Annotated in this window: 16 protein-coding genes; 5 read left to right on the top strand and 11 right to left on the bottom strand. The window is 43.7% G+C overall.

What is annotated here, in order from left to right; genetic code table 11:
* The first annotated feature begins 132 nt into the window (after nt 1-132).
* On the top strand, nt 133-600 hold the full coding sequence (locus F7231_RS04380; protein WP_166691027.1) for a hypothetical protein: 468 nt from the start codon (nt 133-135) through the stop codon (nt 598-600).
* Here the strand turns inward: F7231_RS04380 and F7231_RS04375 are convergent.
* The 11 genes from F7231_RS04375 to F7231_RS04330 all read right to left on the bottom strand — a co-directional run bounded on the left by F7231_RS04375 (nt 597) and on the right by F7231_RS04330 (nt 9,194).
* Nucleotides 597-1,631, bottom strand: coding sequence for a hypothetical protein (locus F7231_RS04375; RefSeq protein WP_166691026.1), 1,035 nt, complete (start codon nt 1,629-1,631; stop codon nt 597-599). The two genes, F7231_RS04380 and F7231_RS04375, sit on opposite strands and share 4 nt — an antisense overlap.
* A 346-nt stretch (nt 1,632-1,977) precedes the next feature.
* Entirely contained in the window at nt 1,978-3,015 is a 1,038-nt protein-coding gene (locus F7231_RS04370) for a hypothetical protein (RefSeq protein ID WP_166691025.1), read from the bottom strand.
* Nucleotides 3,016-3,378: 363 nt separating this feature from the next.
* A complete protein-coding gene (locus tag F7231_RS04365; protein ID WP_166691024.1) occupies nt 3,379-3,561 on the bottom strand; it encodes a DUF2158 domain-containing protein in 183 nt (60 codons plus the stop codon).
* A gap of 62 nt (nt 3,562-3,623) precedes the next feature.
* Entirely contained in the window at nt 3,624-4,553 is a 930-nt protein-coding gene (locus F7231_RS04360; protein WP_166691023.1) for an AbiTii domain-containing protein, read from the bottom strand.
* 138 nt (nt 4,554-4,691) lie between these two features.
* The gene (locus tag F7231_RS04355; protein ID WP_166691022.1) at nt 4,692-5,021 is read right to left on the bottom strand and encodes a hypothetical protein; all 330 of its coding nucleotides are present in this window, start codon (nt 5,019-5,021) and stop codon (nt 4,692-4,694) included.
* Nucleotides 5,022-5,605: 584 nt separating this feature from the next.
* On the bottom strand, nt 5,606-6,130 hold the full coding sequence (locus F7231_RS27220; RefSeq protein WP_208295521.1) for an HNH endonuclease: 525 nt from the start codon (nt 6,128-6,130) through the stop codon (nt 5,606-5,608).
* Nucleotides 6,123-7,028 carry an HNH endonuclease gene (locus F7231_RS04345; RefSeq protein WP_166691021.1) on the bottom strand — a complete coding sequence of 302 codons (906 nt, stop codon included), beginning with the start codon at nt 7,026-7,028 and terminating at the stop codon, nt 6,123-6,125. Before F7231_RS04345 ends, F7231_RS27220 begins: the two co-directional genes overlap by 8 nt.
* Before the next feature lie 56 nt (nt 7,029-7,084).
* Nucleotides 7,085-7,441 (bottom strand): S24 family peptidase, encoded by a 357-nt coding sequence (locus F7231_RS27815; RefSeq protein WP_374757364.1) that lies wholly within the window; start codon nt 7,439-7,441, stop codon nt 7,085-7,087.
* Between the two features lie 60 nt (nt 7,442-7,501).
* Nucleotides 7,502-8,272, bottom strand: a complete 771-nt coding sequence (locus tag F7231_RS04340; protein ID WP_166691020.1) for a hypothetical protein — start codon at nt 8,270-8,272, stop codon at nt 7,502-7,504.
* The gene (locus F7231_RS04335) at nt 8,272-8,739 is read right to left on the bottom strand and encodes a hypothetical protein (RefSeq protein WP_166691019.1); all 468 of its coding nucleotides are present in this window, start codon (nt 8,737-8,739) and stop codon (nt 8,272-8,274) included. The genes F7231_RS04340 and F7231_RS04335 overlap by 1 nt, the downstream gene beginning before the upstream one ends.
* A 233-nt stretch (nt 8,740-8,972) precedes the next feature.
* A complete protein-coding gene (locus tag F7231_RS04330) occupies nt 8,973-9,194 on the bottom strand; it encodes a helix-turn-helix domain-containing protein (protein WP_166691018.1) in 222 nt (73 codons plus the stop codon).
* A 74-nt stretch (nt 9,195-9,268) separates the two neighbouring features.
* Here F7231_RS04330 and F7231_RS04325 point away from each other — a divergent pair, with 74 nt between their 5' ends.
* The 4 genes from F7231_RS04325 to F7231_RS04310 all read left to right on the top strand — a co-directional run bounded on the left by F7231_RS04325 (nt 9,269) and on the right by F7231_RS04310 (nt 16,359).
* Nucleotides 9,269-9,937 (top strand): DUF4468 domain-containing protein, encoded by a 669-nt coding sequence (locus F7231_RS04325; RefSeq protein ID WP_166691017.1) that lies wholly within the window; start codon nt 9,269-9,271, stop codon nt 9,935-9,937.
* 593 nt (nt 9,938-10,530) lie between these two features.
* The gene (locus tag F7231_RS04320; RefSeq protein WP_166691016.1) at nt 10,531-10,977 is read left to right on the top strand and encodes a hypothetical protein; all 447 of its coding nucleotides are present in this window, start codon (nt 10,531-10,533) and stop codon (nt 10,975-10,977) included.
* A gap of 38 nt (nt 10,978-11,015) precedes the next feature.
* The gene (locus F7231_RS04315; RefSeq protein WP_166691015.1) at nt 11,016-11,435 is read left to right on the top strand and encodes a hypothetical protein; all 420 of its coding nucleotides are present in this window, start codon (nt 11,016-11,018) and stop codon (nt 11,433-11,435) included.
* Between the two features lie 244 nt (nt 11,436-11,679).
* The gene (locus F7231_RS04310; protein ID WP_166691014.1) at nt 11,680-16,359 is read left to right on the top strand and encodes a tape measure protein; all 4,680 of its coding nucleotides are present in this window, start codon (nt 11,680-11,682) and stop codon (nt 16,357-16,359) included.
* Nucleotide 16,360 lies beyond the last annotated feature (1 nt).

The raw sequence follows: 16,360 nt of genomic DNA, 5'->3' as shown, positions 1-16,360 counted from the left end.
AGTAACCGGGCAGTAGATCAGGAACGTACCTGACGGGCCAAACCCCACTCTCACACATATGCACTAGACGTGTCCGAACCTATTCGCGTTGTTGTCCAGGCGGTCAGTGACCTGCCAACACTTAACGATCAAGTGGCTGAGCTCATCAAGCTCACTAAACAAGCCCAACAGCAGGCGGCGACTTTTGCCGATGAGCAGCAACGCGGCATGATCCGTGTCGTGGCGGCTTCTCGTCAGGTAACCGATGCCATCGATGAGCAGACCGCCTCGCTCAAAAAGTCAGCAGCCACCGCTTCGCAGACCACCCAGCAGACGGGCAACGATTTTAAGGATCTCGAAAGCAGAGTCAGCAACTTTCAAAAGCTGCTGATTGCGGCCTTCACGCTGTCAGAATTCAAGTCGTTTGCGACCGACGTACTCGACGCAAAGACCAAGCTCGACAGTCTGAAAATTTCGCTCGACGTGATGCTGGGCAGTAAGCGCCAGTCAATGGAGCTCATGGCCGACATGGTCAAGCTGGCTAAGACATTATATAGTCGAGTAGTCCTTGTCACACGAGACTGGCGCAGCAGAGTTAATCAGCTACATTGCATTAATTAATCTACACCTTTTGGCCACCTACATGAATTATACCCCTCCGAATTATAATCCAGAGGTTTTCTATGACTAAACATTTTCTCAGGAACGAAGACTATTTGAGGTTGTAAAATGAAATTAATCAAAGTACTTGATATTTTTAAATTTAGTACTTTTCTGATCTCAATATGAATCATGCCAATATCTACAATGTAATTAAGCACATCTGCAATCTCTTCTATAGCTATGCAAAACACTGGTGGATCAAAATGATTTAAATGGTTTCTCAGTTCTTTTACAAATAGTAACGAATTCTTATAACTTTCAATGCCAAGATGTTTTCCAGAGATTTGATAGATCCATTTTAACTTATCCGTTAATCTTCTCCCGTGACTCGATCCAAGTATATCTTTGTCAAATACCCAGCCATTAAGCGGATCGAACTGAGCTTTATTATAAATCAAATGCAAAAAAATTTCTAATGTTGATATTACGTCATTAATCAAGTCCTTAAACGAAAAAAGCCAATCAATTGAGAATACATCATTCGAATTCAATACAATTAATTCTCTATTTTTAGCTACTCTGTGTAATAATTGATCTAAAAAACAACTAATTATTATACCCTCTCGACCCAAATTAGGCGTAATAGGGAAGTTCTCTCCTAAATAATTAGAAGAATTCCACAATTCTATACTTGTCCGTTTATCTTTAGTGTGTAAAGCTACTCCTACTTCAGTCTTTAAGTCTAAAAAATCTTCCCTTATAGAGTATAAATCAAATTGTTTCGGATTAAAATATCCGTACTTCTTAATGTGATTTAAGATAATTACGTAATTAATTCCTTTCGAGGTTACAGTACGTTTTTCAATTTTATTTTCCCAGTTCACTACTGCTGGAACCTTATCTTCTTTCCATTGCTTAATAGTTTTGTTTTTTTTGGACAGGTATTGCTCCGCAAGTAATAAACTCGCAAAAGGTATTCTGCCTTCTAGGGGCTTATTGCTGTTTTGAAGATACTTATGTAGCTTATTTCTATCTGGAGATTCAAGCATGACGAAGCTCATAATGTCTACTTTTATTAAATTTGTGATTATTAACTAATTTACGAAAGCTACCCTAAGATACGACGTAAGAACGGCTATTAGGAGCTATAATGGTACGTTTATCACTGGATTGCACAGGGGGAAATGAGTAAAAAATGGGGTTTGGGGGTGTTTGACTTAGCGAATTGCAAGTAATTATATACATTAAGAGGGAATTTGAGAGACTGTTACGGGACGAACTGCGTGTAAATCGTTTAGGCGAAATCTCAATATCTTATAAGAATAACCTCTCGAACTCCTTCGCCTCACAAAGCTCTCTCAGACTGACAGTGAAGCCCTACGCCAACATGCAAGCTTATCCCCCTATAGGGAAATTCTTACTCGGGGAATACACATCTTTTGCCCATTTATAATCCATATTAGACTCAATCTTGTAAAGAGCCTTTTCAGCGAAAGAAAAATACTTGTCAATATCTAATTTATCAGATACCCTCCCTGAGTGAGCAATTATATTCCTTTGAGATGTTAATTTTCTCAACAAATCTAATTCTTCACTTGTCAATGGGTCTTCAATAATAGCGGGCAAATATTCTTTATGTATTTTAACAATATCAGGTGTAGACGTATGTTCAACGAGCCATGTAGCGTCTGGATTTTTATAAGTTAATAAACTTTTGGTACCTACCTCTAACGCAGTGTAAATCATTAACAAGGCACTTCTAAATCTACTCTTGTTCTTTAAGAACTCTGCTTCAACTAATATTTCCCTATGCAGTGGAATTCCATTCCCACTTCTTTTATATGATACAGTAAAGTCTGAAAAATCATCTGTTTTAAGCTCTATCTCTGGTATGTTTACAGTAAAAGTAACTTCACCTAACATATATATATTCGTAAGTGGGTTACTCCCTTCTTTTGAATCGATACTCCATTTACAAGAGTTTCCCATATTCTTCCATATGTTATCACCCTCAATCAACCCGTATCTCCATATAAGATATTGTATTAGGTGCCAGCGCAAATGGTGGAACTTGGCTACATAAGGCTGAAAATACTTCAGATAGAAATCACCATTGTGGCCAAAATTTATTTGGTCGATAGCTGCTTTATTGATTTCTTCATATTTAGTTTTGTTTTTTCTGATGAATTCTTCAAAACTAACGTTCAGTATTAAATATTTATCTGTTCGTGGGCGTCCAATTTCATCTTCAGCTGTTTGTTCTTGATATAGTATCTGTGCAGAGGTTAAGTTTTCGATACCTAAATCAGATGGGTTAAAGTCTGTATTTTCAAAATAGCTAACGATTGTCTTCTTGCTTAGGGGAATAGTCGAGCTAAAGCGAAGTTCAAAGAGTGCTTTTTCTGGTGAATTGTTATCTGGCAACTGGTTCATGACGTCTCTTGTTTAATTGAGCATATTTTTTGTTGAAAATTTGTATAGCTATTAATAGCTTACCGCAAATTATCTGTCTTTATAAAAAAAACAGAAAAATGGCTTGTGTCAGGAATTGATTTTATTTGAAACTTGCCGAAGTAGCGAGCTTGGCGTACATATCTTTGGATTGTTAAAGCCTAAATTAGCTTACCTGTATGTTCTCCTTTAGATTTTTAGATTAACAATAGGTCGGTATTATCCCCGATAATTAACTACTAAAATATTCGAGCCCAGTCACAGTGACCGGGCTCTTTTTGTAGCTTGCAGTTAGACTAAATTGCAATCATCATGAATGCAAGAACGGCCGTCTATTCCATGATCTTAATCTCGACCCACCTCAATAAGCATTACTTCTTTAAATTCGTGCCACTGAAATTCTGCCTTTGTCTCGCTGTACCATTCGCAGATTAAGCCATCGCCATTATACCTTAAGACGGTCATTTTGGGACTACCTGACATGAGTTCTACGACCATGCCAGGTGTAAATTTTTTCTTTTCATCCATTGTTGCAAAGGTTTGAAGGAAATAAAGTTAGTTGTCAATATTAAGTTCATCTAGAAAGTTGTTCACTTGCCTATTCCGTAGTAAGCCTTCACAAGTTCAGTTAACACGCCTCCTGCGGCTCCTGCTCCAATTTGCCAACTTCCGTTTAACGCCTTGCCAAGCATTCGAGTTATCCATTCATTAACCCTAGGCCCAAATAAGTTAGTATCGGGATCGGTTGTTTCTATCGCAAGGGCTGAAATCAGTTCTGCCTGGTCTGGCTCGCTAACCTTTAACTCCGTCAACTTATTAACAAGGCCCTGAATGTCACCTCGATTAATAGATATACTTGCGTTCACCTGAGCCTGATCGCCTGAGTTAATAACGTTTCCATCGCCGGTATTGGTGATTGTATTATACATGATCGTGGTAATTTGTCTATTTGCAGCACGTAATGATTCGATAGTTGTTTCGCTGCCCAGTTCCTCTTCAATCTCAAGCATAAAATCAAGAAGGCGACTCCTTATAACAGCTAAGGTTTGCACCGCTGCACTAAAGGAAGCTTCTTTTCGAATGCTTACAATATTGAAATAGGGATTATGGCCCAGCTCCTTAATATGAATCTCTACGTACCTCACCAATTCGGCAGGTATGTTAAATGCTAACCTATCATCTGCATCATTTGAGGAAAAGGTAGAAAGCGTAGCAACTGACTCCAAAAAGTAGCCTTCACTTAATAAGCGTTTGGCTGCATCTGACATCCCTGCCGTTGGAATTGGTTGACCACTCCATTTAATGTCTCCAACAACAAAACTCATCGTAGTGGTGACTCGAACGTTTCTATAATCCGGTAAATCATCCGCATTTTTATAGCCATTTAGCTCTTTGTTGACCCATTCCAGTAGCTCACTGTTACCTATTTTGTGGGCTAAGAATTTAGTTTTCAACATAGGTCCAGTCAGATCTCGACTGGAATCCATAAGTTCGTTTATGATTTGGCTCAATAACTGCATAAATAACTAGGTACTGTATTAAAGGTATGTTGGAGTAAGTCACATCAAAGTTTACCATGTGCGGTAAATTGAGCGAGTCGTAACGAAGTATAAACCGGACTTAAAAAAAGGGAGGGGGCTCACCTTTGATTCACATAGTCAATACGTCGGCTTTGCCGCAAACTGGGTCCAACGATCGACCTCAACGACACATACAAGCAGTGTTATTAATATCTTACCCTCTTTCGTTGGATGTGGCACTCTGCGAATATATGGCGGCGCAGCTACTATGTATTCTTCTTCGGTGTTGGATTGCCCTTTATCGACTAATCGGTGCCTGGTTCCATATTCATATTTACCACCAAATCCATCTTGCGAATCAATCCATTGATCGAGACCTAGCTGTATAACCTCTGTAGCGGGTGAGGAGGGATAAAGCATAAAGCGCAGCAATACATCTTGGCTAGGTGCCAGGTTTATAGTTTCCATTTTGTTACGGGAATAGTGACTTATTACGTTTAAGACGCAATGGTACGTTTATTACCGGACTGCACAGAGGAAAACTGGTTAAAAATGGGGTATAGGGGTGTTCTCGCTACGTATTGGAGGTAATCTATAATTCTATTGCATTACCTTTTAAGGTCGTTGAGTAATATGCGCTTATGTCAATTATTCTTGCGTTGCCGCACCAATCAGTTTAATTTGATTGTAAGTCAGAGAACTCGCTCTGATTACAGAAATCTAAACACCTTTAATGTAATGGCAAGATTCTTAGAATTGATGGGCCGCGGACAGACCAAATATCTGGTTAATGTTAGCCAGATTATAAACGTCAAGGCACTTACAGCAGGCTGTATCATAAGGTGCACAGGGGGTGGAGAAAATAGTCATATCACTACGGATACGCCTTACAAGGAGATCCGAAAAGCAATTCAAGATACAACTCAAGCCACAACAGAGGTATTTTCTATTATAGATGATACTCAGCCCGATGCGAGACCTACAAACGTTAGAGTTCTTTAATGCTATGGAGATTAAAACAAACAGCCCCTCTTAACGAGGGGCTGTTTGTTTTAATCAACCTCATCGGGCCTCATCCATAGCCGCTTTGCCTTAGCTCCGTGTGTATCGGTGCGCTGGTGACAGGTAACGCAAAGCGTTCGCCCGTTACTGACTCGCCAGATTAATTCGCACTCTGCCGCATCCTCAAGGCTGTAGAGTCGGTAGTTGTGAATAATGGCACTTAAGGGGTAGATATGGTCTACCTGCACTTTCTTCGTATTACCACACTCGCAACATCGGTACTTGTCGCGCCGTAACACAGCCTTACGCCAGTCGCCATAAAGGGGCGTTGTTCGTATCTTTTGTAATAGTGCTTTTTGCAAGTCGGGGTCGTAGGTAACAAGCGTTACACGAAGTACTGAACCCGGATCATGTGTAGCCCCTTTTTGTGGCTTGACAGGCTTTCTTTTGACCGCTACGGCACTACGTACCAATTCTTCTGAGATAGCCAGCCTAGCCGCTATTTCCTGCACAGATTCGCCGCTTTGATAGGAGTCGGCAACGTGCCATTTGGTGGTAGCTGGTAGCTTATTCATGCGATGAATGGCGTTTATGGTAGCGGGTAGCCTTGAATCCGTAAGTAGGTGTTTGCTTATGGCAGGGTATGCAAAGCGTGCGGCCATTGTCGGTATTCCAAAGCTGTTTACATTCCTCAGCTTGCTCAATGGTTTCAATCTTGTGTTCCTTGATTATCGCAGAAAACGGGTAGATATGGTCAGCTTGTAGTGAGCCGCTTTTTAGTTCTGACGAACTACGCCCGCACGATTGACAGGTATAATTGTCACGCGCAAAAATGGCATTGCGCCATTGTTTAGATTTTTCGGATCCCCTGATTACCTTGACCAGTGGGGTTATGCCTCCCTTCCAACTTGCATTAGCATTGCCTTTTTGGCGGGAGTTAAGGAGCCTTAATTTGGCGCGTCGATTAACATTAACATGAGACTTGTTCCACGTTAGTTTATTGACAGTGGCAGGATTTCTAGTTATACCCTTACCCCGTAAGAAGTAGTACACATTATGAGCGTTAACCCCTAGTTGGTCAGCCACTTCATTGATCGTCAATCCAGACTCGTATAATTCAACAGCCTTATCCTTGTGTTCTTGTATTTGGTTTTTAGCTCCACGTATCGGCGTGTTGGATTCCTTGAGCAATCGAAGAAGTAGCTTTTCGCTTATTCTGAACTCTTTTCTTATTACGGCCATAGACTTCCCCTCAGCATAAGCCCTGACAGCATTTGTTTTTTCCTGATCGGAGGTTATTTTTTGATACCTAATTGGGGCGTAGGCCCGTTTAACGGCGTGGCATATACACCTGTCGCTTACTGCGTATTGCTTACTTAGAACGGCAGAAGATACCCCACTACCGTAAGCCTCAACAATCAATTCCCTTTCCTGAATAGTAAGGCATCGCCTTTTGGGTTTATTGGTCTGCATTGTGGTGCTGTGAAAGTCCGGCCCAATTGCTCAGGCCGGATTGATAGACAGGTAGTTTAGGCTGCTTTGTTAATCTTCCATTCTACCGAATAGATACCCGTTACGTCAGCTATAGGTATTGTCTCAACAGGGCTACAAGTCGGGTTCATTGACCGCAAACAGATTGCATTATCAGCAAAGCCCTCAAACACTTTGACGAAATACCCTTGCCGGGAATGGTAGACGTAAGAACTCCCCCGTTTCATTTGCTGCTTACCAGTTAGAGGTATGCACAAGGCGTAAGAATTGGCCGGAAACTTAGGGGCCATTGAGCCGTTTATTAGCCGAATCATAAGGCTTGGGCCTTTGTCGAGTGGAATAGGCAAAGCAGGTTCAACCGCTACCAATTCGCTATTTGCTTCGGTGTTGTTCATTTGCTGGCTATGACTAAGGCCCGACCTAATTGCTTAGGTCGGGTAGTTGATGAATCAGAATTAAGAATTGGGAATAGCTAACTCAGCCGAAATCAAGGCAAGCACCCTATCCAGGTAGCCGTAACGCTCTACGGCATCAATTACACTTTCGCCAGGGTGTCGGGTCAACTGCCACACGTTAAGCCCGTAGACAGACTGCATACGTTGATACAGGTAGTGATATACCTCACGTTGTTGGCAGTTCCGTAGGCCGCAATACTCCGCAATTCGGCGGCTGATAACTTGCCGGGTTTGCCGGTTATCGACAAGGGGAATAGGCAATTGGCGAGGCAGTTGCTTTTTGACCCGATTGCCCGAACGGATTGAATCAATCTCGCTTCGTAGCTGGTCGATCTGGGATTGCTGGCCGGACATTAGTTGAGACTGTTGCTGTAAAATCTGGAGCAATGCCGGATCTATTGCAGGTGCTTGAATGGCGGTTGTCGCCTGATGAAAAACAGCCCGGTATACGTCAAAGACTTCGCGCACCTTACGGGCTATAAAGTATTCCAGACAACTAGTCGAAAGTCGGTAGGACTGTTCAGGTCTGCCGCCTTTTGGGTTTTCGCCATTTCGGGTTAAAACCTCAAAATCCTGCCCCTCGAAAAAGGTCTTACGCAGGGCGCGAACAGCCTTCTCTTTCTGGGAATAGACCAACGGCCAAACCTCATCTAAATCAACTGGGAATTGCTCACCTGTTGCGGCAAGTTGCTGAATCTTCTGGAAGTAATCTTTCAGGCCAGCCACTACCGGCGCGCCTTGCGCGCCGGTAGTCAGTTGTAGCCTTTCCATTACTTGTTGAGAACAATGCCTCTGATTGTCGCTTCGTACTGGTCGCGTTGCCGATTGTCGTAATCCGCCTCTGTCTCGTAATTGTCGGGATTATTGAACGCCTCATTTTCGAGGTACTTACTCAGTGCGACCGATGCCAGATTGTCGGCAATTTCGGTCAGTTGGTCGCTGATACGCTCGATTTCTGACAGTAAACCCCCTGCCATAACCAGCATATCTTCGTCACCCTCAATCATGCACTTAATCAGTTGGCGTACTTGCTTGCCCTGATACTCGGACAATGCCCGGTAGGTAATCATTGATAAGGGGTCGCTATACCCATCGTTCCCAATACCTAAGCCCAACTGATTAAATAGACTTTCTGCCGTTGATTGGTCAGAATTGACCGTTGGCGCGTTTTGTTGAGCCGATTGCTCAAGAGGGGTTGCAGACGCATCCTGTGCGCTGTAGTTTTGTGCTGTGTTCATGAGAACCGCAAGGTTTGAGTGAAACAAACGGCCCCTAATTGCTGAGTAACTTCCCGGTCTCGCAGCGTTAGGGGTTTTCTTTTTATACCAGTTGGCTAGTAGACTACTTTGCGAGGCAACCCGTAGGTACTGTGTCGCTTTTGCCGTTGGCTAATTGGTATGTACAAATATAGCTAATAGTTTATTATAATCAATATTTAGACGCAAAAAAGATTGATTAAAACTAATTATTTTTATTCAACTGGCTTTTTAAGGCTAAATGACACCTGTAGTTCATACCCTAATACCTCAGCTATCTTGTTCAGAGTTGATAGCGTCATATTAGTTCGACCTGTTTCAAAATGCGTGTAAGTGGTTGTTTTTACGCCTAATTGAAGCGCAACCTCAGCTTGCGTCATTTTTTTCAACTTTCGCAACTGCTTGATGTAGTCGCCTATTTCCTTTGGAGTATTCATGTTTTGTGATTTGCCTACGCAAGTTACCATTAACTGTTTAATATAATAAACATTACTATTTTAAAGTATAACCAATGAAAAGACTGTCTATCGCCTCAGCAACCACAAATGCCATTGCAATAAGATTGCTTGTCGCTGCTCTTCCCTTTCTTCTGCTTACGGGTGCCTGTGCGCTTGGTCAATCAGTGGGCCTACCTATCGACTCAACTACTGGGCGTGTATCATACCAGCAAGTCATACAAGTCAAAAACAACAAGGCTAGCCTTTTCAAAAACGCACAAACCTGGGTCACAAAGTCCTTCGGTGACTATAAGAGCGTTATACAATTTGAAGATAAAGAGGCTGGGCGACTTGTTATCAAAGGTTTTTCAGACATCAACGATGCTGCTAGTATCTTCTCAAAGTTGAAATATGTCATAACGATAGACTGTAAAGATGACCGCTATAGGGTTATTATGACAGATATAGAACAAGGCATGAAGGGGGCGGTCGAGACTTATTACATTATGGTAGATGACAAAACACTGTCTGCCGAAAACAGGATAATGGCTAATATCAAGAATCAAGAAGAGAAGCTGGAACAAACAACCAAGAAGTCCGAAAAGAAGGAACTTGAACAGGGTATAGCGACCAATAAGCGTATACTTGAATCAAGTCGCTCTGTTGTTGTGGCTATCAACTCAACGGCTCAGTCGCTTTTCAATTCGCTCAAGTCGGCAATGGCTATCAATAACGATTTTTAGGCTGTCTACTTAATCTAAAGCAACCCCCTCCCCCAAACCCCCATTTTTTTAAACCTGTCTTCCTCTGTGCAGCCCGGTGATAAGCCTGCTGAACTGTAGCCTTTCCGAAACTATCAGTTCTAGAATAACCGTATTTACCTCTGGCAGCATTAGAGTTAGCAGTGTTAGGATTAGTGGCACTGGAATTGGTAGTACTAGAACTAGCAGTACGAATATTAGTAGTTCTAAAATTAGTAGCACCAGAATTAGCAGTATGAACATTAGTGGTACTAATTTTGTACTATTGTACGGGAAGCGTACAGAAAGTCATGAAGTAGGTCATACAGTTATTCATTCTGTAAACCGTTCAGTAAGCCATTCTGTAGCCCACACAACAAGTCGCACAACTACGGACACAGCTATGAAAACCACTAAGCGCACAATAGCGACCTCGGCTTTGAATAGTCCTATTTATAAGCAAATACAGGTCGATAAGCAAGCGTTACGTGAACGTTGCGCTAGCCTAGTCAAGTAGAGCGACAACAAACGACAATTACCTATTCAGGTATTCGTTATCGTATTACTATTATTTAAAAAATATAGGCACCCCTATCATGCTCGCAGTTTCTGATGCTAAAATCAATGAGGTGGCCGTGTATACACAATCTACCTCTGAGGATGTTGTTACACTTGAGCGGTGGTCTGATGACCACCTCGATCGCGCTCTTGCCTTTAAGGCCGTTTTGGATATAATCATCAATGGGATCAATACCATTGTTGAGGATATTATTGATATTTCTAACGGTATCGCCCTTGGCACATCTAAGGCTGCCGTTGAAGAATTATTAGCCCTTCTGCCCAGGCTAAAAGAATTTCATAATGATTGCGATAAAAGCGTTGCTAAATTCCAGCGTACCTCATTTGCTGAGGCTATTCAAAGCGCAATCAATACCTATAAGATGGAGATTGACCATTTGAAGGAGGCAATACAGGATATTGAGACAGCCCATGTTGCCGCCAAGAGCAACGAAAAACTACGTTCAATCCTTAGCCGTTTGTAAGGTTGCGCGCCTTTTCCACCTCCAGATTTCGGGCATCTTTGAAGCGCCTTTGCAAACGCCCCAAAGATGGATATAGCTCTTGCCCTTCTGATATATGTGGTGAACTTGTGGGGAAGAACATTGAAGACTTGATTGTATCCAATAATTCTATTTTGGAAACCTTTGGAAGTAACAGTTTGGTAATCAAGGTGAGGTTTCCCTGTAAGAGTAACGGTAAGAATAAGAGTGGTGGTTTCCGGGTGATTTCGTTTATCAATAAAGAACGGCAGGAAATTACATTTTTAGATGTTTATCCGAAAGCGGGGTCGCAGCGAAGTGACAACTTAGTCGAAGGTGGTAAGGAGATGTTACTCGAAGAGTACGTAGAGGAGCATGAGAGTGGGGCGTTGATTGAGCATGATCTGGATAAGAAGCTAGCTAAAATCGACCCTTCGGAAGAGTTAGAGATTACAGTATAACATTTAGACATTAACGGAAAAGCCGCCTGAGCAATCGGGCGGCTTTTTTATGGCCTAGACATTGACAGATATTTACTATAATTATCGATTATTTAGCATTACAATAAATACTTGTCAATGTATTTTTACAGCTAATCACCATTCACTTACTGGCCGTTGCTCCCCGCACTGGCAAATCGTGTACCGGGTTAGCGTTGCCACATAGGTAACAGACCAAACCTAAAGCGTGGAACTATAGAAAAACGTGTCAGAACCTATCAGGGTAGTTGTCCAGGCGGTGAGTAACCTCAGCACTATCAGCGAGCAACTAGAAGAAATAATTCGGCTTACCAAGTTAAGTCAACAACAGGCGGCAGCAGCATCCGACGCTAACCTTCGCGGGCATCTACTCCAAGCCACGGCGATTAAAAACGTCAATTCAGCCATTGACGAACAAACGACCTCCCTCAAAAAAGCAGGGTCAGAAACAACGAAGAATACACAGCAAGCTACTAATGAATTTAAGGGGCTAGAAGATCGGGTCAATTCCTTTCAGAAAATGCTGGTTGCGGCCTTTACGCTCAACGAAATAAATTCGTTTGCATCTGACATTATTGACGCTAAAACCAAGATAGATAGCCTAAAGATCAGTCTTGATGTGATGCTGGGCAGTAAGCGGCAGTCAATGGAGTTGATGGATGATGTAATTCGCCTCGCCAAATCGACCCCATTCACCATAGACGAGGTTGCCGAAGGTGTTGTAAAGCTAAAAGCCTACAACATTGCTACTGCCGACCTAATACCGACCATGACCGCTTTGGGCAATATGGCGGCGGCGGTTGGCAAGGAAAAGTTACCTCAGCTAACATTGGCATATGGTCAGGTAGCGACCAACGGGCGGCTTATGCTCACTGAATTAAGGCAATTCAATGAGGCAGGAATTCCGCTTATATCGCTTATTGCTGATGCCTACGGCAAAACGCGTGATGAGGTTCAGAAAATGGCCGATGCACACCAAATCAGTTTCGATATGGTACGAAAGGCGTTGCTTGATTCGTCCGAGGCTGGGGGTAAATATTACCAATTAATGGCCCTACAGAGCAAAACTCTAGGCGGGCAAATATCGAACCTCTCTGATACCTTTTTTCTAGCTAAGGCGCGAATTGGCGACTATCTGGAAAATGGAATAGCAAAGGGGATCGGGCTAACGGCTGACTTTATCGAGGTTGTAGCGGGGTCCAATTCGGCAATCTCACGGACTATCTCAACCATTACCTCAGCTACCGCAGCTTGGGTAGCGGGTAGATTAGCCTTATCCCTCTACAATGCTCAAGCATTGATTGCGGCAGGTCGGGCTAATGACATGACCTTATCGCAACGCATACTTACACTGACCAATGTAGAAGCTACCGCGGCGGCGGGGGCTAGTACCGTTACACTTCGCGGGCTATGGGCAGTAATGGCGGCTAACCCGATTGGGGCTTTACTTACCGGGGTATCGCTACTGGTTGCAGCGTGGCAAGGCTATGACGCTATAACTACCCAGGTCAACGACAATATGGACGATACGGGCGAAAAGCTTCAAATCGAACAGGCCAACGTTAACCTACTGGCAAACCAAGTTCTCAATCTCAACGATGGTAACGAACGGCGTAAAGACCTTTTGTCACTATTGATTAGTAGGTACCCTGATTACTTCGCCGGACTGGATGCCGAAACAACCAACAACGCCACACTAAAAGGAATTCTGGATAAGGTCAATGTCAGCTACGAACGTCGTATTGAATTAGCACGTCTGGCGTACCAAACTGACAAGGCAAATAATCAACTTCAGGACCTTTTTGCTCAGGAAGATAAGCTGATGAGTTTGGCGCAAAGTACACTGTCGGCTGATGTGTACGCCAAAGTAAAAGGCGATTCGGCTAAACTGTTAGAACTGCTCAAGTCTAATAAAGAGGCGGCAGATCAAATGTGGGATGCAGCGCCGGGTGAGTTCTTTAAAAACCTTGTAAGCTTCAAGGGAACCGGCGGCTTTACGACTACACTGGAAGAAGTTGTAACTGGTATCAAGGAGGTAGGTACGGTAATGCAGTCAACAAATCTGGCTATGGTTGCGTCAACCAAAGACCGGAATACGACCCTTACCGAAGTTGAAGAGGCTCGCCATAAAGGGGCCGTAGAAGCCGCAAAAGGAAATAAAGCGGAGTTACTAGCGGAAGAGAAACGACACGCCGATAACGTCAAATCAATTGAGGAAAAGCAAGCCGTTGAAATACCTAAGATCGTAAAGGCTAAAGCGGAAAGCGTCAAAACAGTTACGTTGTTATCGGCGGCTGAAATTGACTTGATTCTAAAAAAGGGCTATGAGGATACGCTTAAGCAACAGATAGCAGCAATCGACGCTCAGGAAAAAGTTGATATTGAAGCAGTCAATAAGCGGGTTGTCAGTAAGAAAATTACTAGTGCGCAACTTGTTGCACTGGAAAAAGATGCGGCTGAAAAAATTCAAGCAATTGAAGTAGCGGCACAGGCTAAACGCGACCAAGCGGCATTTGACGCTTACAAGGTACGTTCGGCGGCATTGGGCGAATTTGTCAATACCGAACTAACGGCAATTTCTACAATATCGGCCCAGTCAAGTGTTGAGGTTGACCTCTGGAAGCAGAACGCCAAAGACCGGATAGATGCCGAGAAGGATGCCATACAGTCGCGTAAAGAGTCGGCTCAGGTATTTAAGCAAGCGACAGCCGATGAACACGCATCTTACAAGCAATCGCTATCAATGCTGCTGGAGATTGGCACGCAAGCGTCTGGCATAGGTGGGATGTTTGCGAGGGGCGTGAAGATGGTTTGGGAAAACATAGACCTGCTTTCCGGAAAGTCGCTCGAATCGGCACAAAACGCACTTAGTCAGGCACAGACAAACCTAAGCGTATTTGAGGCAATAGGCGACAAAACATCAGCAAAAGGTATTCGTCAGTTAGCTGACCTGCAAGCCAATGTCAGCAACGCAGGGGCCGAAGTGTCAAAGGTTAGTGCTATGTCATTCGAGTCTGTTGTAGGCTTTGCGGGAATGGCTTATCAGGTACTATCTGCTATTGCTGATGCCTATAACGCATCGGTAAAAGCCCAGTATGAAGCCATAGCAAATGGCATGGGCAGGATAAGGGAGTCGTACAAAAACTTCTTTGACTGGTATAAGCAGGCTGCTCAAGATTCCTATGAATCTGATATGTCTTCGTTTACGGGCACCATTAACGAGAAGCTGGCCAAAATCCGAGAATACTACAGAGAGCAAACCGAAATGCAAAAAATGCGTGATGGTATCGATGCTCAGTTGGGCTATTATCAGGATATGAGCGCGGCGGCGGCGGCAATGACCGACGATGTTAAGAAAGGCATTGAGGCAATTATTCAAGCCCAGGCTAACCAAGCACTTCGTCAGCAACAACAAGAGTTAGCGGCTATTGAGGTACGTAAACGGCAGTTAAAAGACGAGTTCGATGCCAAGATTGCCTCATTAGACGCTATTCTCGACAAGGCCAAACAGACACTATCTGACGAAACAGACGCGGCCAAAGATGCTTATGACGCTAAAAAATCGCTGATCGAAAAGGAACGTGATGCCCGTAGGGATGCACTCAACGCTGAGATGGATGAAATCAAAGCGTGGTTTGCTGATGAACTAAAGCTTAATCAGGAGTTATTCGACGCTGAAACAGAAGCCTCAAACGCTCGATATGAGGCACAACGTGAACAGATTCAATCAACTTATGACCTATCGGCGAAACTCAATGCACAAAGTATTGCTGATGCCATAGAAGAGGTTGCCATTCTTGATCGTGTGCGTAACGAAGCGTTAGCCCGCTATGAAGTATCGGAAACGCAACGCATCACAGCAACGCGTGACCGGATATTAGCCACGTTGACCGATGAGAAAGAACGGGCATTGGTTACGGCAGAATACGAACGGCAATTATTAGCCCTACATGAAGAGGTTGAGGCGGCTAAACTCGATAAGACCAAAGGTGTATCGCTGGCAACGAAGCAACTTCAAAAGGAAGAGAAGGACAACGCCGAGTTGCTTAAGGAGCAGGAAACCCGCCAACTTGAGAAACTGGAAGCCGACCACAAAGCCGAGTTGAGGAAATCGCAAGATGAATTTGATGCTTGGAAGGAAACGCAACGGGCTATTCAAGCGCAACGGGAACAAGAGGTAAAAGACGCATTGGTCACACTCCAAAAGATTACTGACCAAAAGCTCGAAGATGCCCAAAAGGAGCTTAACCGAAAAATCACCGATCTGCAAAACCAGTTAGCTAACACACAACGGGAAATCCTTGAGCAGAAAAAGGCGGCTGAAATCGGCTACAATGATTCTGTTCGTGAGTTAAAGCGGCGCGAATTCGATGCCGAACGACAATTGCTTATTGTGCAGATGTTGACGGAAACAGCAAAGATGAGGGCTTCGCGTGGCCTATTCAAAAACAACGATTTAGAAAACGCCATTATCGCGATTGAAGATCAGGTCAGAGCATTACAAGGCATGGCTAACCCATTCGCCACCGGTACCGAATACGTCGATGATCCCAATCGGCCGGACGGTGTCGATACGGTGCCCGCTATGCTCAGCAAAGGGGAACGTGTGTTGACCGTTGAGCAAAACCGGATGATCGGGCCAATGTCAAACAGCGAACTGGTGAGCCGTCTGATGCTGCCACGTGTATCAACACCGACGTTGATGCCAGTCCGTATGAATTTGCCTGTTGCGTCTGGCTCAGCTATGGCGGGCGGTGACGTGATCAGCGAGTTGCAGGCGCTGCGGCAGGCAATTGAAACAAAGAGCCTTCTAAGTCTCACACTAGACAGTGCAGGATTTTCAACGGCATTGATAGATCAACAGTCAAAATCAACCATTCACGCAAACCGCCTCCAGTTTTCGTAGC

Origin of the sequence: Fibrivirga algicola, from assembly GCF_011742925.1 — a bacterium.
Taxonomy (GTDB): Bacteria; Bacteroidota; Bacteroidia; order Cytophagales; family Spirosomataceae; genus Fibrella; species Fibrella algicola.
The sequence above is the reverse complement of the archived record's forward strand: the minus strand, read 5'-3'. Positions and strand labels throughout refer to the sequence as shown.